The sequence below is a fragment of the Paraburkholderia sp. J12 genome, from assembly GCF_905220215.1.
Taxonomy (GTDB): Bacteria; Pseudomonadota; Gammaproteobacteria; order Burkholderiales; family Burkholderiaceae; genus Paraburkholderia.
Window position 1 is genome coordinate 143,768 of record NZ_CAJMZC010000007.1, and the last position, 19,355, is coordinate 163,122.

The 19,355-nt window shown below is 63.4% G+C and carries 18 protein-coding genes; 2 read left to right on the top strand and 16 right to left on the bottom strand.

Translation table 11 applies throughout. The features are described from left to right. Nucleotide 1: 1 nt before the first annotated feature. Complete coding sequence (locus U5760_RS17155) at nt 2-1,333, bottom strand: MFS transporter (protein ID WP_322013427.1); 1,332 nt, start codon at nt 1,331-1,333, stop codon at nt 2-4. 464 nt (nt 1,334-1,797) lie between these two features. On the opposite strand from U5760_RS17155, the gene U5760_RS17160 reads away from it, so the two are divergent. Then, the gene (locus tag U5760_RS17160; RefSeq protein WP_322013428.1) at nt 1,798-3,381 is read left to right on the top strand and encodes an aldehyde dehydrogenase (NADP(+)); all 1,584 of its coding nucleotides are present in this window, start codon (nt 1,798-1,800) and stop codon (nt 3,379-3,381) included. A gap of 110 nt (nt 3,382-3,491) precedes the next feature. Here U5760_RS17160 and U5760_RS17165 read toward each other — a convergent pair whose 3' ends face one another. The 7 genes from U5760_RS17165 to U5760_RS17195 all read right to left on the bottom strand — a co-directional run bounded on the left by U5760_RS17165 (nt 3,492) and on the right by U5760_RS17195 (nt 11,422). Beyond that, nucleotides 3,492-3,872: a DUF86 domain-containing protein gene (locus tag U5760_RS17165; RefSeq protein WP_322013429.1), complete on the bottom strand. Its 381-nt coding sequence runs from the start codon at nt 3,870-3,872 to the stop codon at nt 3,492-3,494. Further along, the gene (locus U5760_RS17170; protein ID WP_322013430.1) at nt 3,869-4,159 is read right to left on the bottom strand and encodes a nucleotidyltransferase family protein; all 291 of its coding nucleotides are present in this window, start codon (nt 4,157-4,159) and stop codon (nt 3,869-3,871) included. The genes U5760_RS17165 and U5760_RS17170 overlap by 4 nt, the downstream gene beginning before the upstream one ends. Nucleotides 4,160-4,243: 84 nt before the next feature. Next, entirely contained in the window at nt 4,244-5,008 is a 765-nt protein-coding gene (locus tag U5760_RS17175; RefSeq protein WP_322013431.1) for a FadR/GntR family transcriptional regulator, read from the bottom strand. Nucleotides 5,009-5,125: 117 nt separating this feature from the next. Next, nucleotides 5,126-6,310 (bottom strand): porin, encoded by a 1,185-nt coding sequence (locus U5760_RS17180; RefSeq protein WP_322013433.1) that lies wholly within the window; start codon nt 6,308-6,310, stop codon nt 5,126-5,128. A gap of 56 nt (nt 6,311-6,366) precedes the next feature. Further along, the gene (locus U5760_RS17185) at nt 6,367-8,781 is read right to left on the bottom strand and encodes a glycoside hydrolase family 31 protein (protein WP_322013434.1); all 2,415 of its coding nucleotides are present in this window, start codon (nt 8,779-8,781) and stop codon (nt 6,367-6,369) included. A gap of 23 nt (nt 8,782-8,804) precedes the next feature. Continuing rightward, the gene (locus U5760_RS17190) at nt 8,805-10,100 is read right to left on the bottom strand and encodes an MFS transporter (protein WP_322013436.1); all 1,296 of its coding nucleotides are present in this window, start codon (nt 10,098-10,100) and stop codon (nt 8,805-8,807) included. Between the two features lie 359 nt (nt 10,101-10,459). Next, on the bottom strand, nt 10,460-11,422 hold the full coding sequence (locus U5760_RS17195) for a LysR family transcriptional regulator (RefSeq protein WP_322013437.1): 963 nt from the start codon (nt 11,420-11,422) through the stop codon (nt 10,460-10,462). 173 nt (nt 11,423-11,595) lie between these two features. Between U5760_RS17195 and aguB the strand changes: the two genes are divergently transcribed. Next, nucleotides 11,596-12,480: an N-carbamoylputrescine amidase gene (gene aguB / locus U5760_RS17200; RefSeq protein ID WP_322013438.1), complete on the top strand. Its 885-nt coding sequence runs from the start codon at nt 11,596-11,598 to the stop codon at nt 12,478-12,480. Nucleotides 12,481-12,564: 84 nt separating this feature from the next. Here aguB and U5760_RS17205 read toward each other — a convergent pair whose 3' ends face one another. From U5760_RS17205 to U5760_RS17240, 8 genes are all read right to left on the bottom strand, one after another. Further along, complete coding sequence (locus U5760_RS17205; RefSeq protein WP_322013439.1) at nt 12,565-12,969, bottom strand: RidA family protein; 405 nt, start codon at nt 12,967-12,969, stop codon at nt 12,565-12,567. Beyond that, complete coding sequence (locus U5760_RS17210; RefSeq protein WP_322013440.1) at nt 12,959-14,095, bottom strand: DSD1 family PLP-dependent enzyme; 1,137 nt, start codon at nt 14,093-14,095, stop codon at nt 12,959-12,961. The genes U5760_RS17205 and U5760_RS17210 overlap by 11 nt, the downstream gene beginning before the upstream one ends. Before the next feature lie 4 nt (nt 14,096-14,099). After that, nucleotides 14,100-14,786, bottom strand: a complete 687-nt coding sequence (locus tag U5760_RS17215) for an HAD-IA family hydrolase (protein ID WP_322013441.1) — start codon at nt 14,784-14,786, stop codon at nt 14,100-14,102. 109 nt (nt 14,787-14,895) lie between these two features. Beyond that, nucleotides 14,896-15,816, bottom strand: coding sequence for a LysR family transcriptional regulator (locus U5760_RS17220; RefSeq protein WP_322013442.1), 921 nt, complete (start codon nt 15,814-15,816; stop codon nt 14,896-14,898). A gap of 344 nt (nt 15,817-16,160) precedes the next feature. Beyond that, on the bottom strand, nt 16,161-16,871 hold the full coding sequence (locus U5760_RS17225) for an alpha/beta hydrolase (protein WP_322013443.1): 711 nt from the start codon (nt 16,869-16,871) through the stop codon (nt 16,161-16,163). 216 nt (nt 16,872-17,087) lie between these two features. Beyond that, nucleotides 17,088-17,651, bottom strand: a complete 564-nt coding sequence (locus tag U5760_RS17230; RefSeq protein WP_322013444.1) for a hypothetical protein — start codon at nt 17,649-17,651, stop codon at nt 17,088-17,090. 14 nt (nt 17,652-17,665) lie between these two features. Next, a complete protein-coding gene (locus tag U5760_RS17235) occupies nt 17,666-18,247 on the bottom strand; it encodes a hypothetical protein (RefSeq protein WP_322013446.1) in 582 nt (193 codons plus the stop codon). Between the two features lie 294 nt (nt 18,248-18,541). Then, nucleotides 18,542-18,970 carry a DUF4431 domain-containing protein gene (locus U5760_RS17240; RefSeq protein WP_322013447.1) on the bottom strand — a complete coding sequence of 143 codons (429 nt, stop codon included), beginning with the start codon at nt 18,968-18,970 and terminating at the stop codon, nt 18,542-18,544. Nucleotides 18,971-19,355 lie beyond the last annotated feature (385 nt).

Consider the following 19,355-nt stretch of genomic DNA (forward strand, 5'->3'; position numbering starts at 1 on the left):
CTCAGTGTGCGCGACCGTGAACCGGGTCCGTGCCGAAGGTACCGCGCGTGGGCCGGTGGCGCGCCAGGAAACTTGCGGCAGCCGCGATCAGCGACGTCACGCCCAGGCCGTACAGGCCGCCCGTGATGGAGCCCGTATGCTGCTGGAGGTAGCCGAACGTCGCCGGGGCAAAGAAGCCGCCCAGGTTGCCGATGGAGTTGATGAGCGCAATCACGCCGGCAGCCACGCGGGTATCCAGATAGGCCTGCGGAAGCGGCCAGAACAGCGACGAGGCCGCCTTGAACCCGATGGCGGAGAAGCAGATGGCGACGAACGAGAATACCGGATTGGACGACGTCGAGGCGAACAGACCGCACGCCGCGATCACCAGCGAGAGCGCGAGCCACCCCTGCTGAAAGCGCCAGCGGGCCGAAAGCAGTGCGAAGCAATACATGGCGGCGATCGCAATGAGCCAAGGCACCGTGTTGTAGAGCCCGACCTGGAAATCGCTCAGGCCGCCCATCTTGCGGATGATCGTCGGCAGCCAGAACGTTGCCGCGTAAATCGTGAGCTGGATCGCGAAATACAGGAAGCAGAACAGCAGGATCTGCGGATCTTTGAGCAGGCGCATGGCCGGTACGTGGCGGCCCGTGATCGCTTCGCGCTCGGCCTGCTCGCGTGCAAGATAGCTTTCGAGTGCGGTCTGCTCGTCGCCGTTCAGCCAGTGCGCGTCGCGAATGCGCGACTTGAGAAGAAGCCAGCTCACGCCGCAGAGCACGATGGAAAACGCGCCCTCGATCAGGAACATCCACTGCCAGCCGGCCAACCCGAATCCGCGAACGGAAAGCAGACCGCCCGTAATCGGACCGGACAGCACCGAAGCGAAGGCCGACCCGGCGAGGAAAATCGCCGCCGCCTTGCCCCGCTCCTTCTGCGGCAGCCACTGCGCGAAATAGAACACCACGCCCGGAAAGAAACCGGCTTCCGCAACGCCGAGCAAAAAGCGCAGCACGTAGAACGACGTGTCGTTGTGGACGAACGCCATGGCGGCCGCGACGATACCCCACGTGCCCATGATGCGCGTGAGCCAGATGCGCGCGCCGTACTTCTGCATGAGGATATTCGACGGCACTTCGAAAATCGCGTAGCCGACGAAGAAGAGTCCGCTGCCCAGACCATATGCCGCGGCGGAGAGCCCCAGATCGGTCTGCATGTACGTGTTGACGAAACCCACGTTCACGCGGTCGATGTAGTTCGCGATGAACATGATGAGAAAGAGCGGCATCACGTGGCGCATGACCTTGGCGCTGGCCGAATCGAGCGCGTCGTCACTGCGGATGCTGGAAGTGGACATCGAGGGTGTCTCCATTCTCGGCCGGAGCCTGGGCGTTGGTGCCCGACTCCTGGCCCTTGCGAAGCGATTGGACATGGTACGTTGTCCGATAACATCATACGTCGTCGTATGACTTGATCCAATATCGCGTTTACCCTGTGTCTCGTTGAACTGGTCAAACGCAATATGCTCCCGCGGCTAGTTGGTCGCGAATATTCATATGACATCATATAACATATAGCGTGAGGAGTGCCTTGATTTTCTCTATGTAGTGCCTGTCCACCCCATAAATCGAGCTGTGATCAGGATACCCTGGTTATCACGATTGAGAAATTTATGCGCATAACACGGTTATACGATGTCTTAACACATTACCGATAGCGTGATAAGCTGAACCTACTTCTCCGCGCAGACACAATCCCTGCGCGACCCCAATCGTTGTACGACAACCTACACTTAACGCGGCACGGAACCCCGGAGCAGACATGGAAATTAGCGGCGAATTGCTGATCGGAGGCCGCGCGGTGCGCGGCACGCAGGCGCCTTTGCGCGCCTTCAACCCCGCCACCGGCGCGGAGATTCCCACCCCGGTGTTCAACAGCGGCACCGCCGAAGACGTCGCCGCCGCGTGCGAGCTGGCCGAGCAGGCCTTCGACACCTATCGCGCCCTGCCGCTCGCCGTGCGGGCCGAATTTCTCGATCGCATCGCGCAAGGCATCCACGCGCTGGGCGCCGCGCTGATCGAGCGGGCGCATCAGGAAACCGGCCTGCCGAAAGCGCGCCTCGAAGGCGAGCGCGGCCGCACGACCGGCCAGTTGAAGCTCTTTGCCGAGGAGGTGCGCAAAGGACTCTGGCTCGCCGCGACGCTCGATTCGCCGCTGCCCGGGCGCAAGCCCCTGCCCCGCTCCGATTTGCGCATGCAGAAGATTGGCATCGGCCCCGTCGCGGTGTTCGGCGCCAGCAATTTCCCGCTCGCGTTTTCCGTGGCGGGCGGGGACACGGCCGCGGCACTCGCCGCCGGCTGTCCGGTGGTCGTGAAAGCGCATGGCGCGCACCTCGGCACGTCCGAGATGGTCGGCCGCGTGATCCAGCAAACCGCGCGGGAAATGGGACTGCCGGAAGGCGTGTTTTCGCTGGTGGTCGGCGCCGGCCGCAGCGTGGGCGAAGCGCTCGTCGCCCATCCGGCCATCAAGGCCGTCGGTTTTACGGGCTCGCGCGGCGGCGGCACCGCGCTCATGCGCATCGCCGCGAGCCGGCCCGAACCGATTCCCGTCTACGCGGAAATGAGCAGCATCAACCCGGTCTTCGTGCTGCCGGCAGCGCTCGCGGCGCGCGGCGCATCGATTGCGCAAGGTTTCGTGGATTCGCTCGTGCTGGGCGCCGGGCAGTTCTGCACCAACCCCGGCCTCGTGATCGGCATCGACAGCGTGGCGCTCACCCGCTTCGCCGATTCGGCCGCGGCGGCACTCTCCGGCAAGCCCGCGCAAACGATGCTGACCGCGGGCATCCACGCGGCCTACGAGCAAGGGTCGGCAAGACTGGCCGACGCCGGGGGCGTCGATGCCCTCGCGCACGGCGAGGCCGCGAGCGGTCCGAACCAGGCGCGCGCCGCGCTCTTCTCAACGGGTGCGCAAGCGTTCTTTGCACAACCGGCGCTGGAGGACGAGGTATTCGGCCCGGCTTCGACCATCGTGCGCTGCCGCGACGAAAACGAGTTGCTTGCCGTCGCCGCGCATTTCGCGGGACAGCTCACGGCAACGATTCAGATGGACGGAGACGATCTGCCGGTCGCGAAAAAACTCGTGCCGATCCTGGAGCGCAAGGCGGGGCGCCTGCTCGTGAACGGCTTCCCGACCGGCGTGGAAGTCACCCACGCGATGGTGCACGGCGGCCCGTATCCCGCGACCTCCGATAGCCGTGCGACTTCGGTCGGCACGGCGGCCATCGAACGCTTCCTGCGGCCAGTCTGTTATCAGGACTTCCCTGCGGGGCTGCTGCCCGAGGCGCTTGCGGAGGGTAATCCGCTCGAGCTGTGGCGGCGTCGCGATGGGGAGATGGTGCGGGGGTGAGTGAAGAGCGGCCGTGTGAACGGCCGTTTTTTGGGGTGCCTGCGCTCTCCCAGTGGGTCAACGAAGCGCGCCAGCAAACAGAAGAAGCAAAACAAACAGAAAACCTTCTGTCACGACTGCGCCGCGTCGCCGCCCTCGGCCCCAGTCGCCCGGCGAGCGTCGGAGAGTTGCTTGAGCAGCACCGGCAGTGCGGTTTGCACGGTGTCCCACACGACATCGAGATTGATGTCGAAGTAGCCGTGAGCAATACGATTGCGCATGCCGCGCATGCTGCGCCAAGGCAATTCGGGATGACTCGTGGTGAATCCAGCGTAACCGTCCATCACTTTCGTAGCCGCCTCGCCAATGATAAGGAGGCTCATGATGACCGCCCTTTGGGTGCGCTTGTCTTGCAGGAAATCGTCCTTGATCATGCCGTCCGCAAAGCTGCATGCCTCCATCGCAGCCTGCTGTATATGATCCAGGTAATCGGACAGCCGGTTTTCGCTCATACCGGCTGCGCCTCCGCCAGCACCCTCGCCCGAAACTTCGGCGGCAGATCGGCCGGGGTTAGTAGATCGACATGCACACCGAGCAGCGACTCCAGTTCGTCCTGCAGGCCGCCTAGATCGAACAGCGTCGCACCGGGCAACGCATCGACCAGCAAATCGAGGTCGCTGCCGTCCTGATCCGTGCCGCGCAACACGGAGCCGAAGATACGCGGATTTGCCGTGCGAAAGCGGCTCGTGGCTTCACGGACGGCACTTCGCTTCAAATCAAGGGCAATCGACGGGCGCATGAGTTCTTTCCCCTGGCAACGCGTTGAGCCATCAAGTTTGCCATCGTTCGATCAAAGACGGGCTGCATTCCGGCGCGCGTTTGCTCAAACGCCGCCCCGCTCCCCCGCAGCCGCAGCCGCGCGCCTCAACCGCTCGCGGCTGCTCGACAGGTGCATGCGCATCGCCGCACGCGCCCCCTCGGGATCGTGCCGCGCAATCGCATCGAAGATGCTCTCGTGCTCGCGGTTCACGAGTTCCGCGTAAGCCTGCGGGTCCGTCTTCGCGATCCCCGCCGAATCGATCCGGTGCCGCGGAATCAGCGCCGCGCCCATCTGCGTGAGGATATCGACGAAGTAGCGGTTGCCCGTCGCCCGCGCCACCGCAACGTGGAACTGCAGGTCGGCGGCGGCGCTGTCGCCGCCCGTGCGCGTCGCCTCGCCGATCGCTTCGAGCGCGCCGCGAATGCTCGCCAGATCACGCTCGCCCGCGCGCTGGGCCGCGAGGCCCGCACACTCCGTTTCCAGGCTGATGCGCAGTTCGAGCACCGAAAGCACGTCGCTCAGCGTGCTGGCCGGCACCACCTCGATGTCGAGCGGCTCGCGGCGCGGCTCGAGCACGAAGCTGCCGATGCCGTGACGCGTCTCGATGACGGACATGGCCTGCAGGCGCGAAATCGCCTCGCGGACCACTGTGCGGCTCACGCCGAGCTGGGACATCAGGCTGCTTTCCGTCGGCAGCTTGTCGCCCGGCTTGAGCGAGCGCGTGGCGATCTGCTCGTTGACCCAGGCGACGACCTGTTCGGCGAGATTGCGGGTACGGCTGGGTAGGAGCGTGGGGTTGGACGTGGGCGTGGCAAGCGGCTCTGCCATCGAACCCTCCTTGGCGGGCTAGTCGTTTAGCCTCCAATTATACGTTGTCGGACGAGTCCCGGCGGGACTCGTCCGACAAGTACGGGGCCTGAGCCGCCAGGTCGCTAACGCCCGCGATCAGAAGGTATGACGGATGCCGACCATGCCGACGAACTGCGAGGGCCCCGACGAGGGCGTGGTGTTCTGCGAGTCGCCGACCACGGCCACGGCGTCGGCAATCGTCGTCCCCGAGCCCGAAGCGATCAGCGATTTGCCGCGCGCATGCTGATAGCCCTCGATCGCATAGAACGTCGTCCGCTTCGACAAGCTGTAGGTCTGTTCCAGCGATACCTGGTGGTACCGGGCTGGATCGTCGATGCCGTTGGCCTTGCTCGCGCGCGTATAGCTGTAGCCGATGCCGGCGTACAGGGCCGGCGTGAACTGGTACGTCGCAATGGCGCCGTAGGTATTGAACACGGCCTCGTTCGCGAACAGCGACTGCGCACCCGGCGCGTACTGAACGTTCGAATAGTTCAGCCCCACCATCAGCTGGCTGAAGTTGTAGCGCGCGGCCGCGGCCACCATCTGCGAACTGTTCGCGCTCGCGTAGCCGCTGTTGACCGGCGAATTGTCCGCGAAGCTGCCGAGCGACTGGCTCGTCGTGATGTTCTTGAGCTTGACGTAACCCACGGCTGCCGAAAAGGCCTGGTAGTCGTAGCGCATGGCCGCGCTGAAGTTGCTGCCGTTGGCGACGCTGCCGGGCGTGCCGCCCAGTCCATACTGCACGCCGAACACGAGACCCGCGAAATTCGCCGATGTATAGGTGATCGAATTATTGAAGCGCAGCGTCGTGTCGAGCGCATCCAGATCGCCGGGGTGGGCGCCCGTCGCACCCGTAAGCGCGCTCGTAGGGCCGAGCGCGCCCACCATGTTGAAGTACGGCGTGTACTGCCGGCCAAGCGTGAGCGTGCCGTACTGGCGATTGCTGAAGCCCACGTAGGCCTGCCGGTTGAACATGTAGCCCGTGCTGCCCTGCGCGCCCGTGAGCGAGTTAAAGCCGCTCTCCAGCCGGAAGATCGCCTGCGTACCGCCGCCCAGGTCCTCCGCGCCCAGCAGGCCGAACTTGCTCGCCTGCAGGTTGCCCTGGCTCATGTAGAAGTTGGACTGCCCGTGCTGATTGCTGGAATAGGCAAAAGCATTATCGATCACGCCGTACAGCGTGACGCTGCTTTGCGCCGAAGCGTCGGCCGCGAGCACCGCACCCGCCAGCGGCAGGCACGAGAAGGCCCATGCACGCCTGCGCGTGCGCTTGATCGTATTCATTGTCGAAGAATCTCCAGGATGGGATGCGTGACCCCTCCGGTCACGCGGCCGTGCTTTTAATGTGAAAGATGCAAGGTCAGACGGCGCCAGCCGTCAGTGAGGGAATCGTCGGTCACTGCCGCATTCGTGCTCATTACGGTGCGGGTATCGGAAGCCGGAATCTGGATCTGCACGTGGTTTTGCTCGCGCGGCATCGTTCCGGTGCGTTCAACCGAGATGCGCAGCGTGGTCGCGTCGCTTGCGATGGCGATCTGCCAGCGTCCTTGCGCGCCATCGCGCCAGGCTTCGGTTTCGCCGTCGTCCTCCACGCAGCCGCCCCGCGCCACACCTGCGCCCGCGTACGGCACCGCCATGAACGCACGCTCGTCGGCGGGCCGCGCAAAATACTGTTCTGCCACGTTCAATGGCATCGCGCATCCTTCGCGCAGCAACATGACCGGTTCCTCGAACGGCGCCGGCAGCGTGACGGACTGGCCGCCTGCGTACACTTCGCCGCTCCAGCAAGAAGCCCAACGCGCGCCGGCCGGCAGATACACCTCGCGCTCGCGCTGCCCTTCTTCCACCACCGGCGCAACGAGCAGCGCCGAGCCGAGCATCATGTCGTCGCTGTCGGCGAGGCAACGCGGATCGCCGGGGAATTCGGCGAACAGCGGCCGCAGCACGGGTTCATATAAACGGTGCGATTGCCACAGCAGTTCGTACAGGTAAGGCATGAGCCGGTAGCGCAGCTTGATGAGAGCGGCAATCTGCTGCGTCGCCTCGGGGTACATCCACGGCTCGTTGACGGTGCCGTCGTCGTTCCACGAATGAATCGAAAAGCGCGGCAGGAAGACGCCGAACGCCACCCAGCGCAGCAGCAGCTCCGGCCCGGGGGCCGGCCCCGAGAATCCGCCGATGTCATGCCCGCTGTTCGACACACCCGACATCGCGAGGCCAAGACCCATCTTGAGGTTGTAGCGCAGCGTCTCCCACGACGTGTAGTTGTCGCCGGACCAGGTCTGTACGTAGCGATGCATGCCCACGCCGCCCGAGCGCGACACCAGAAACGGCCGCTTATGGGGCGCATGCTCGCGTTGCGCATCGCGCGAAGCGCGCATCATCAGCTGGGTCTGCAACACCTTGGCCTGATGCGCCGGGAATGGTTTGCCGAAACCCCGGGCCATGGCGTTGGGTGTCCAGATTTCGAATTCGTTGTTATCGTTCCACGTGGACGCAATGCCGAAACGCAGCAGACTCTCCTTCACGCGCGACTTCCACCACGCAATGGTGTCCGGGTTCGTGAAGTCCAGATACGCGCCGACTTCATCCCAGAACTGCACCCAGGTGGGATCCCCTTCTCGCGATTCGATCAGCAGTCCCGATGATCTGGCCTCGTCGAAGGCAGGATGGTCCTGCAGCAGGCAGGGCTTGATGTTCGCGCACAGGCGCACGCCCTCGCGCAGATAGCCGTGCACGAATCCTTCGATGTCGGGGAATTTTTCGTGGTTCCAGTTGAAGACGTAGCGCTTCGGCCCAATCGACGTATAACCCGACGACAAATGAAACGAGTCGCACAGCACGTCGTGTTCGCGGCAGCGTTCGATGAATTCGCCCATGCGGCGCTGGGCATCGGGCGCATCGGTATAACTCATGGTCGAGCCGGAATAACCAAGCCCCCATTTCGGCATGAAAGCCGGCCGGCCCGTGAGCCAGGTGAAGCGGCGCACCGCGTTCAGCGGCGTTTGCGCAGAGGCAATGAAGTAATAGTCGAGATCGCCGTGCTCCGCGACGAAGTGGCGATAGTGACCGTGATAGTTGTCGAGTTCGCGGCCCATGTCGAAGCGGCAGTCGGCCAGCGTGTCGTAGAAGAGCCCGAAGCCCATCGACGTCTGCGGCTGCCAGGTGACGTAGAACGGAATGTGTTTGTAGAGCGGATCGGTCGTGCGCGCGCTATAACCCATCGCGTCGATATTGCGCATTTCGTAGCTCTGGTTCGCGCGATCGAGCGACCCGGCGCGCTCGCCCAGACCCACGTACATTTCGCCGCGCTGGCGCTCGACATAGTGATAGACGCGTTCGTCCCACCAGCCGAAGTTATAGGCCTGCGTCCTGCGGTCGTTCATGACGCTGTGCCACTCGCCATCGTGTGCGAGTTCCCACGAACAGAAGCCGCCGTCGAGCGCCACCGTCAACCGCACGAGGCGCGTTTGCACCACCAGCCGGTCCGCGTCGTCGTTCACGCTGAATTCGACGGAATCGAAGCCGCTCAGATCGCGTCGCTCGCGCCCTTCCACCGGCACGTCTTCCTGCCCCGGCGCGATCGCCCAGGTACGCGGCCCCTGAAGCTCGCCCTTCGGCAAGACGAGTACACGCATGATGTCGTCCGCGAGCACATAAAGCTCGATCCGCTCGCTGCCGGCAGACGCCAGCACGATCCGGCTGCCATTCCGTTCGGAGACCTGAAAGTGCGGTCGATTCTTCAAATCAGCCATGTTGCGTTTCCATTTCCATCGATTCATGCCGCACGGCCTGCGCCGTGATCGACAGGCCGCGGCCGCCGGCTGCGCGTGGCGCCACGCATGAGGATCACGAGCAGCGTCGCGCCAATCAGGTCGAAAGCCCCCAACGCACCGAAGAGCGGCGTATAGCCGATCTTGTCGGCCAGCGCGCCCACGATCAGCGAAAAGCCCAGGCCGCCAATCCAGGCCGCCATACCGGCAAAGCCCGCCACGGTGCCGACTTCGCCCGGCTCGAATACGTCGGCCGCCAGCGTGTTGACGAGCGCCGAAATCATCTGATGCGCGAAGCCGCCCACGCAGAAGAGCGCGATTGCCTGGTAGGGCGAAGCAACGAGGCCGATGCATGCGGGGCCGATCATCATGAACGCGCCCAGCACCACGCCCGTAATGCGCGAGGCGATCAACGGCACACGCAGGCGCTTCATCAGGAACGGCGAAAGATAGCCGCCGAAGAGGCCGCCCAGGTCCGCCGCGAGAAACGGCAGCCACGCGAAGAGCGCGATCTGCTTCAGGTCCATGTGACGTTCGGTGGCGAGGTACAGGGGAATCCAGAAGCTGAAGGTCTGCCAGGCCGGCTCGGCGAAAAAGCGCGCCTGCGCGATCGCCCAGAAGCGCCGCGTGCGGAGCACGGCGCGGACCTTGCGGCCATCCGTGGAAACGGACTCGTAAGGCGTCTGCCCTTCCGTGATGTTCGCCAGCTCCTTCTGGCCGATGCGGTGATGCTCGACCGGCGGCCGATAGAGCCAGTACCAGAGCCCCGCCCAGACGAAGCCCAGCGCGCCCGTCACGGCGAAAGCGCTTTGCCAGCCGTAGCGCAGCGAGAGAAACACGACGAGCGGCGGCGCGAGCAGCGAACCGAGCGACGTGCCGGCATTGAAGTAGCCGACCGCCACCGACTTCTCGCGATTCGGAAACCATTCCGCGACCACCTTCATGCCGGCGGGAATGGCGACGGCTTCCGAGAGACCCATCAGGCCGCGCAAGGCGGCAAGCGACATCCAGCTGCCGGCCAGACCGTGCAGCACCCCGGTGGCGGACCAGAGACAGGCAAACAGCGCAAAGCCGATGCGCAGGCCGATCAGATCGACCACCAGCCCGCACACCGGCTGCATGATCGTGTAGCCCACCTGGAACGCCCCCACCACGTACGAATACTGCTGGGTGCTCATGTGCAGCAGGGTTTTCAGCTCGGGCGCCATGACGCCGAGCGCATTGCGCGACAGGTAGTTCACGACGGTCCCGCAGCACACGAGCGCGATGATCCACCAGCGCAGGCCAATGATTGTTCTCAAAGTCCGTCTCCCTCCACGTTCAGACCGGGGTCTCGACCCGGTATCGACGTTCACCGATGCTCGAATTCGAACATCGGAGCGCATTTATCGTCAGTCATCGTATCACTAAACGAACATATCGAAACCAGGGAAAACCAGCGAGCGACGGCAGAGCTCGCGCCGCAAAGCCTTATGCAGAAGGCTTTCCAGCTTGAATCTTCAGGGTATCAGAGCGAAGTCCAACAGAATTTGCGGCGACACAAAAATTTTCATTTGAACATTGGCCGTTCCTTTTCGAGCCCGATATCTCGGGTTTACGAGATATGTTGTCGTATGAGTTAAGTGCTCGTTGAACGACCCGACCAGCCGCTCTCTCGCGGTCAGCGCCGCGCCAGCGCAGCCGTCACGGCGGCCACGCGCGCTTCGCCGTCGGCGAGCCGCGCCTGCAGCATCTCGATCAGCCGCTGGATCTTCGCGGACCCGCGCCGGCTCACGGGATACACCGCGCAGACCCATTCCTCGCCAAAGCACGGACAACTGAAGCGCCAGTCCGTCAGGAGCGGCACGAGTCGGCCGCTCTCGAGCTCCGGCACGACGCTCCAGTAAAGGCAGGGCAAGATGCCCGCGCCGCCGATTGCCGCAGCGCGCGCGAGTTCGTAGCTGTCGGTGGCAATCGAGCCGCGCGGCTCGATCGCCACTTCGCCCTCCCCCTCGCCGTCCCGGCTGAAGCGCCAGACGCCGGAAAGCGCCGGGTGCCGGTAGGCAATGCACGCATGGTTCGCCAGCGCCTTCGGCGTCGCCGGCATGCCATGTCGCGCGAGGTAGTCCGGACTCGCGCAGAGCAGGCTGCGGTTCGAGCCGATGGGCTTGACGATCTGGCTCGGCAGGTCGTAGTTGCCCATGCGCAGCGCGAGGTCGAAGCCCTCGCCCACGATATCGACATAGCGGTCGGACAGCGCGATCTCCAGCTGGACGCGCGGGAACGCCCGGCTGAACGGCGTAGCGAGCGGCGCCAGCACCGCCTGCCCGAACGAGTGCGCCGCCGTGACGCGCAGCGGGCCGCGCGGCTCGTCGTCGTGTTCGGAAAGCTGCCGCGCGCCGTCTGCCAGCCGTTGCAGGACTTCCGTGGCCGTCGCGAGATAGAGCCGCCCGCCTTCCGTGAGCGCGAGCGTGCGCGTGGTGCGCTCGAAAAGGCGCACGCCGAGAGTGGCCTCGAGTCCGGCGATGGTCTTCGTCACCGCCGAAGGCGTCTTGTCGAGCCGCCGCGCCGCGCTGCTGAGGCTGCCCGCTTCGACGGCGCAGACAAAGGTTTCGATCGCGACAAGCAAGTCGATACGCGCCATGTGAATCTCCCCTTCAATTATTTCCTTCACCGCACAAGCGGTATGCAAATCAGGCAAAAAACAGCCCGTCTTTATTGACTTATTATCACAGCCAACCTGCCCGGACCATCCGGGCATCAGCAAAGACGGGCGACGAGAACCGCGGCCGCGCAGGCCGCATGAGAGGAAAGACAATGAGAAAGGTCGTGGTGGCCGCCACCCAGATGGCGGCGAGCTGGGATATCGCAGGCAATCTCGCGCAGGCGGAAGAGACCGTGCGCCAGGCGGCCCGCGCCGGCGCACAGATCGTGCTGTTGCAGGAGTTGTTCGAAACGCCCTACTTCTGCATCGACCAGAATCCCGCGCACCTCGCGCTCGCCCAGCCATACGAGAATCATCCGTGGCTTGGCCGCTTCGCGGCGCTCGCGCGCGAGCTTTCCGTCGTGCTGCCGGTGAGCTTCTTCGAACGCTCGGGCCAGACCCAGTTCAACTCGATCGCGATCTTCGACGCCGACGGCAGCGCGCTCGGCGTGTATCGCAAGACCCATATCCCCGACGGCCCGGGCTACACCGAGAAGTACTACTTCACGCCCGGCGACACCGGCTTCAAGGTTTGGGACACGGCTTACGGGCGGATCGGCGTGGGCATCTGCTGGGACCAGTGGTTTCCGGAATGCGCGCGGGCCATGGCGCTCGCGGGCGCGGAAATCCTGTTCTATCCCACGGCGATCGGCAGCGAGCCGCACGACGCCACCATCGACTCGCGCACGCACTGGCAAAATGTGCAGCGCGGTCACGCCGCCGCCAACGTGATGCCGCTCGTGGCGAGCAACCGCATCGGCATCGAAACCGGCGAAACGGGCGCGATCACGTTCTACGGCAGTTCGTTCATCGCCGGCCCGGACGGCGAGAAGATAGCCGAATGCAACCGCACGGAAAGCGCGATCATCACGGCGGAGTTCGACCTCGACGCGCTCGCGGCGAAGCGGCGCGCGTGGGGCGTGTTCCGCGACCGCCGGCCCGCGTGTTATGGCGCGATCGCCACGCATGGCGACAGTGCGCCCAACAGCGTCGCCTGAGCCCGCCGCTCACGGCCACGGACCAGGTCATGCGGCACAACGTTGCGCGGATTGCTCGCCGGTCCCGACGCCCGGCGAGCTGTCTCACAGCATCGCCGTCGCCTCGATCTCGATCTTGAAGCCGAAGTGAAGCGGCCCGGTCGGCACGATCGCGCGGGCCGGCCGCGCATCGCCCGCCCACTCCGCGTAGATCTGATTGAAACTGGGCCAAAGCTCGATGTCGGCGAGGTAGACGCGCACCTGCGCCAGTTGTGCGATGCTGCTGCCCGCGCCTTCCAGCGCGGCCGCGACGTTCGCCAGCACCTGTCTCGCTTGCACCTCGAACGAAGCGTCCGTGAGCTTGCGGCCCTGCGCATCGATCGGCAACTGTCCGGACACGAACACCAGCCCGTTTGCGATCGCCACGTGGCTATAGTGGCCGCCCGGCGTCGCGAGATTCGCCGGGTTTTCCCTGCGCGGCAACCGCGCGCCCGATTCGTTACCAGCCATGAAAACGGCTCCATACGGTAGTTTCGCCATCTGCAGATAGCGCGTGATACTCCGGGAACTGCGCACCCGTTGCGCAAGCGTGGTTAGGCAGGATGCGCAGCTTCGTTCCGACCGGAAAGCGCGTCGCCAGTGGCTCGCCCAGCTGCGCTCCCTGCGCGGGCGACAAAATACCATGCTCCTGGTTTGCGCTGCTCAGTACCCAATCGGTCAGAGGCGTGCCGTCGAGCCCGCACGGCAGACCATATCCGAAATCGTGCATCTGCTTCGACGTTCCGCGATCGCGGCTCATCGCCATCCAGCCCGCGTCCAGAATCACCCAGTCCTTCTCGGGCTGATGGCCGATGACCGTCGTGAGCACGCTCAAGGCGATGTCGTCGATCGAGCAGACGCCGACGTTGTGCATCACAAGATCGAAAAAGACGTAGACGCCGGCCCGCACCTCGGACACCCCATCCAGCTTCCCGGCGGACAACGCCGTGGGCGTCGAACCAACGCTCACCGCTTCGCAGGGAAAGCCTGCGTCACGCAGCCGTTGCGCCGCACGAACGCAGCCCGCGCGCTCCTGCTCGGCGAGCGCCGCGAGCGCCTCGGGCGTATGCAGCTCGTAGCTGGACCCTGCATGCGTCATCACGCCGCCAAGCCCGACACCGCCGTCGTGCAGGATGCGCCCGACTTCCAGCAACGCGTCCTGCTCCGGCGAGATGCCTGAACGATGCCCGTCCGTGTCGACCTCGATCCAGACTTCGAACGTTGCCCTCTGTGCGGCGCAAAACCTCGCGACTTCGACTGCCGCGCCTGCGCTATCGACCACCAGCTTCAGATCGCAGCCCCGCTGTCTGAGCGCCAGCGCTCTGGGCAGCTTCGACGGCGCAATACTGACCGCATAGAGAATGTCGGTGACACCCGCAGCAAAGAACACCTCGGCTTCTTTCAGCGTTGAAACCGTAATGCCGTTCGCGCCTGCCGCCAATTGCGCGCGCACAACCTCCAGGCATTTGGTCGTTTTTACATGCGGGCGGAATCTCACGCCGAGGGCGTTCATCCTTGCCTGCATGCGCTCAATGTTCCTGTTCATCCGCGGGACATCGACGAGGGCCGCGGGGGTATCGAGTGTGTCGAGTTTCATGATTTCAGGCAGACGGGTTGCTATGGGCCGACGCACCAAAACGGCTGCACCAGGGCACCAGGCCATCGAGCGTGGGCGCTTCGATTTCCGGAGGCGGCGCGCCTTCTGCCAACGGCAGGCCAATACGGTTGTGCCAGTAAGTCCGCAAGCCGACCGCCGCGGTGCCGAACATGTCGTAGCTCGACCCGGCGACGAAGGCGGCTTCCGAAGGCGCCACGCCCAGTGCATCGAGCGCCATGCGATAGGGAACGGGGCTCGGCTTGTAGGTTCCGGCTTCTTCGGCCGTGACCACGGCGTCCCATTCGACAGGAAAGAGACCCGCCGCCTGGCGGCCAAGCCGGATCGAGCAATTGGTCACGATGGCGAGCTTGCAGTGCGGTTGAAGCTGCTGCAATACCTCGACCGCCCCGCTCCACGGGCTCAGTTGCAGCCAGTCGGCTTCAAGAGCGAGCGCGGCGGATTCGGGCAGGCCAGTGCGCGCCGCCGCTTCGCGAACCAGCTGTTCATAGGCGACATAGCGGCCGCATCCATAGGTCAGACGCAGGTATTCGGCGCGCCACGCCCGGCCCGCCTGTTCCGAGCCCGCGGCGCGATTCCAGATCGTCCACGAATCGAGCAACGCGGTCAGGAGGTCGAAGAGAACCGCCTTCGGATAAGCGGTCGAAGCGGTCGAAGCGGATAGATGATTCATGAGCGAGGACTCCCTGTGCGTGCAGTTCGTTCATGACATCCAGTATAGAGTTCGATCGGACGCCGGCCATTCAGCCAGATCGAATCAATCATTCAAAAAAACTGAATCGCTAGCGAGGTGTCGCCTGACTTCGCCACGGCGGTGCGGGTCTGAATTGCGCCTGCAGATACTGCATGAATTGCCGGGTACGGGCCGGCAATCCCGCGCGATGGCGGGTCAGCGCGATCACATCGGCGTCGCGGGTCTTCCATGAGGGCAGCAACCGCACGAGCTTGCCCTTCGCGATATCGTCCGCGACATCCCATTCCGAGCGGAGAATAACGCCGCGGCCCTCGCTCGCCCATTGGCGAATCACCTCGCCATCGTTGCAGCTCAACTTCGACGGAACCCTGACGCTGCGCGCCGTACGGCCCTTGCGGAACTGCCAGAGCGACGCATCTTCATTGTTCTCGCGCAGCACGATACACGGCAGATGCGCCAGATCGTCGGGAGTCTGCGGATTCGGAAAGCGCTTCAGAAACGCGGGAGAAGCACACACGAAGCGCGCATTCGGCGCGATCGCATAGCCGATCAGATTCGACGCCGGCAGCTCGCCGATATGCACCACGATGTCATAACGGTCGGCCGTTTCGATCAAAGGTTGATCGGTGAGCGTCAGCTCGATGTCGACGGCGGGATTGTCTTGCTGGAAACCGGATACGACAGACGCCAGATAGCGCCGCCCAAACCCCAGCGGCGCACGAATCCTCACGGTGCCGACGAGCCCCCCTCGTCGCGCACGCAAATCGTCGAACAGCGTGTCGAACGCTTGCACCAGGTGCGCGCCACGCTGGCACAGCAGGGTTCCCTCTTCCGTGAATCGCAAGCCGCGGGCCGTGCGGTCGACGAGGCGCGTATCGAGCTTCTTTTCGATCTGTTGCAGACGCTGCGTGACCGCAGGCGGCGATATCCCAAGCTTTCTCGCTGCCGCCACGAGGCTGCCCGCTTCTTGTATTGCGAGCAGGAAACGGATATCGGCTGAGTCGGTCATGTTCGAACAGGTCAACGGCGGTGGATGAACTCACGATCTGTTGACGTGCCGACGTGAAAGTCGCAACCGCCAACGCGTCTGGAGCCCGCTTTCTGCGAGAGTATTGCAGATTCGCGGCACGACAGCCTGCGAAGCCAGCCGTGCCGCGCTCCTGCTATTGTTGCATTTGCGCCTTCAACAGATACGGCAAGCCGACCCAATGCAGCATTTCGCTCCGCAGACGGTCCGGAACCCCGAATCCGATGTCGGCGCCGTCTTGTGCAGGGTCAGTCGCGAAGCGGACGCGATACCGTCAGGTGCTGCGGGAAGCCCCGTAACGCCGGGATACGCGTCCCCTGTTCAGATCAGGAAGCTCCACGCTTCAGGAAACCCTCGATCACCGTTGCGAAATAAGGCGGGCACTCCTGCATCGGATAGTGCCCGCAATTGGGCACAACGTGCAGTTCCGCGTTGGGATGCCACGCAAGAAAGGTGCGCCTCATTGCTGCCGCATCGAGCCCCGGGTCCTTGTCGCCGATCACGATCAGGTACGGTGTTTCCAGGCCTTGAACGTCCTCGACGAAATCGGCCGTGACCAGCATTTCGAGGTACTGCCTCCGGCACGCTGGCGCAACCGTGGCACGGCTTTGCTGCACCTTGCGATCGGCCCACCCTTCGGAAAGACCGCCGGTCACGAATTGGAATAGCCGCCGCAGGGCATCGTCGTCTTCTATCGTGCTGACAAAGAAGGCCAGCGCCTCCGGACTCAACCGGTTTCCCGCCGCGGAAACGGGACACACGGCAATCGCACTCGCGACGCGAGACGGAACGTCGGCCGCGATGCGTTGCGTGATCATCCCGGTCATCGAGTGGCCGATCAGGTGGAAGCGTCGCCAACCGAGCTCGTCCGCGAGCATGAGGCAATCGGCGGCGATCTCCTCGACCGTGAACTCGCCGCCTAGTTCGATGGATTGCCCGTAGCCCCGCAAATCGGCGAAAACGTACGTGAATGCCTGGCCATCGAGCCAAGGCAAAACAGCGTCGTAACTGGAGTGGTCGCCGAGCCAGTCGTGCATGACCAGCACATGAACGGGACCGTGGCCATACCGCACATATCCGAGGCCGGCTGCCGATCCCTTGCGGGTTTCAAAGGGTACTTTCATTTCAAGGTTCCATAGGGGTTGCGGGAACCAAAACGAAACGCCCTCCCGGCGAACCGGGAGGGCGTTTTGAAAGTGCCACCATCCTATCAATCGCTCGAACGCGAGTCAACAGGCGCACGCTCGCGACCTTCATGAACATCGCCGAACGATTTCGAGGTCGCTCACAGGCTCGACCGAGTAGTGTCCATCGTGAGCGTCGATATGATAGACGTCGACCTTGAGCGGCGTTCCCGGACGGACCGTGACCTCGTAGTTTTCCCCGGACTTCGGCGTAAAGCGAAAGGCGCTGTCGAACTGGTCGCGGCCGGGGAGCACCACACGCAGCGTCAGCAGGTGATCCGCCTGCATCCGCAGTTCGAAGTAGCTCCGGTCGATGTAGGGTCCGTCGATGGGCATGCCCAGCCGCGGCTGCTGCCGATGGCTCGGAATGAGAATGATCGTATGGTCGTTCTTCGGAGGAACATCCGCCACGCCAATAGGCTCGCCGCCCAGCGCTCCGCCCAGCGGATCGCTAGGCAGATAGCAACCCGGCAACGGAGGCGGTTGATAAAGGAAAAAACCGCCTTCGCCGATCTCGCGAAAGCGAATGTTTGCCGTCGGCACGCCGGGGGGCGGCATGTAGTTCGTCGTCACGCACCCCGCTGCCAGAAGGGCGCACCCGAACATCGTTACGCGAGCCAGCAGGCTCGTCATCCGTGTTTTTGCTTTCATGGGTGTGCGAGCTCCTGCTTGACCTCGACCGTGCCGCTATAGGCATTGGGAATGCCCCACTGTTTTCCGGTTTGTGCCGCGAGCACCATGCGATCGGATTCCGACGAGGCCGAATAGACGATAAAGAATCGCGCCGCCGCAGGAACGGGGAAATAGGCTTGCCGGTAGCCGCCTTCAACGAAGGTCGAGCCGTTGGTGCCTTCGAACGACTCGACATTGCTGACCACATGTTTGTCGGCGTCGAGGAACATCACATACGGCTTGAGTACCGTCGCCAGCGGCAACCAGCCGCTCGAAAACCAGGTGCGGACGCGCAAGACACTCGTTACCGGCTGTTGATCCAGCGAGAAGGCGGCATACACGCCAAGGCCGTCCGGGAAGCGGGCCACAGGCGACGTGTTCGTGTCGAAGTCAATCGTCTTTGCGTCGTTCAGTGCCAGCGGCTGATACGCCATCTCTGCATAACTCTTCACACCAACCCGCGATTCGGGCAGGGGCGTCGCCACGAGTTGCCGGGTTGCGCATCCGCTCAGCGCAAGACAGATTAAACTCATACCCATCCAGAACTGCCGTTTCAACGTCGCCTCCAAAACTCTGATTGCCGTAAAGACTGGATTACGACAATCAGGGGGGGTTCTTTAGCGAGCGGCATTCAGCATGGTGGATACCTTCGGCAGACATCATTGACCTACCGGCGGAATGCCCGCCGGGAATCGTCGATCACCGGACGGACCATGGAGACCATCCAGTAATACGAAAACGAAACCAAAGCGAAAACCCAATATATAGTGCTCTTCCAGATAGACAAAAAATAATCAAAGATGGACCGAAAGCCCTTTTCCCGCAGCATCGCACGTTCTCGCCAGCGCGGCCTACCAATGCCAGGCATCAATCGGCTTGAACGATTTCACGTCGATTAGCAGAGGGGTTCGGTGATGGCCTGTCACCGGAACAAGTGGGACGCCTCTGACTTCCACTTTGTGGCCGATTGCGTTCTCCATCGCGGATCGGTCCGGGCCATCAGGAACGACCTGAACGAAGTATGTCCGCTGAGCTTCTGCGTCGAACGATGCCAACGCTCCGGAGTCCCCTACCTGCATCTCCGGTGTAGCCGGTAGCTGTAGATATAACGCATGCTCAATGCGGTCCTGGTCTGGATTCTCGCCATAACCGGGTGGCCCATAAAAATCGCCGACGAGCAGCGTTCCTTCAAGCGTGATCGGAGGCGCAGACTCCGTTCCGCGTCCCGCGACACTCATGCAGAGCAAGACAACCGCAGCAACAAGGCGTTTGGCGTTCATGGAAGCAAGGTCGGTCGAGTTATCGAATTCAAGCTATCACGCAATACGATCGATCGAAGCCGCATCGCCCACAACCTGCAAGCGGCCCGCCGTACGGTTTCTGGTTCATCGCTGGTCCAGCGAAAACCAGCAGGACTGTCTAGCGGTCAATATCCGGCTGCCGGATTGCCTCGCCAGGCGTCGGCCGTTTACTCATCGCTTTCTGCTTTCTGACAACTCCGTCATTTTCCCGCCAGCTTCAGCGCGACTCGTAACAAGACATGTCAAAAACACCCCCTTGTAACGCGCCAAAACCTTTCATTTAACTGACGTTTCGAAATTGGCGTTCGACCTGGTTAGACTTCCATACTCGGCCGAAACGCGCAGCTGGCCTCGCTGCGTTTGA

What these genes read in the sequence shown, in the direction of transcription:
- U5760_RS17210 (WP_322013440.1), bottom strand. Translation starts at nt 14,095, where the DNA reads ATGAAACTCGACACACTCGATACCCCCGCGGCCCTCGTCGATGTCCCG.
- U5760_RS17155 (WP_322013427.1), bottom strand. Translation starts at nt 1,333, where the DNA reads ATGTCCACTTCCAGCATCCGCAGTGACGACGCGCTCGATTCGGCCAGC.
- U5760_RS17170 (WP_322013430.1), bottom strand. Translation starts at nt 4,159, where the DNA reads ATGCGCCCGTCGATTGCCCTTGATTTGAAGCGAAGTGCCGTCCGTGAA.
- U5760_RS17185 (WP_322013434.1), bottom strand. Translation starts at nt 8,781, where the DNA reads ATGGCTGATTTGAAGAATCGACCGCACTTTCAGGTCTCCGAACGGAAT.
- U5760_RS17225 (WP_322013443.1), bottom strand. Translation starts at nt 16,871, where the DNA reads ATGCACGACTGGCTCGGCGACCACTCCAGTTACGACGCTGTTTTGCCT.
- U5760_RS17205 (WP_322013439.1), bottom strand. Translation starts at nt 12,969, where the DNA reads ATGGCTGGTAACGAATCGGGCGCGCGGTTGCCGCGCAGGGAAAACCCG.
- U5760_RS17230 (WP_322013444.1), bottom strand. Translation starts at nt 17,651, where the DNA reads ATGACGAGCCTGCTGGCTCGCGTAACGATGTTCGGGTGCGCCCTTCTG.
- U5760_RS17160 (WP_322013428.1), top strand. Translation starts at nt 1,798, where the DNA reads ATGGAAATTAGCGGCGAATTGCTGATCGGAGGCCGCGCGGTGCGCGGC.
- U5760_RS17180 (WP_322013433.1), bottom strand. Translation starts at nt 6,310, where the DNA reads ATGAATACGATCAAGCGCACGCGCAGGCGTGCATGGGCCTTCTCGTGC.
- U5760_RS17220 (WP_322013442.1), bottom strand. Translation starts at nt 15,816, where the DNA reads ATGACCGACTCAGCCGATATCCGTTTCCTGCTCGCAATACAAGAAGCG.
- aguB (WP_322013438.1), top strand. Translation starts at nt 11,596, where the DNA reads ATGAGAAAGGTCGTGGTGGCCGCCACCCAGATGGCGGCGAGCTGGGAT.
- U5760_RS17195 (WP_322013437.1), bottom strand. Translation starts at nt 11,422, where the DNA reads ATGGCGCGTATCGACTTGCTTGTCGCGATCGAAACCTTTGTCTGCGCC.
- U5760_RS17175 (WP_322013431.1), bottom strand. Translation starts at nt 5,008, where the DNA reads ATGGCAGAGCCGCTTGCCACGCCCACGTCCAACCCCACGCTCCTACCC.
- U5760_RS17215 (WP_322013441.1), bottom strand. Translation starts at nt 14,786, where the DNA reads ATGAATCATCTATCCGCTTCGACCGCTTCGACCGCTTATCCGAAGGCG.
- U5760_RS17240 (WP_322013447.1), bottom strand. Translation starts at nt 18,970, where the DNA reads ATGAACGCCAAACGCCTTGTTGCTGCGGTTGTCTTGCTCTGCATGAGT.
- U5760_RS17165 (WP_322013429.1), bottom strand. Translation starts at nt 3,872, where the DNA reads ATGAGCGAAAACCGGCTGTCCGATTACCTGGATCATATACAGCAGGCT.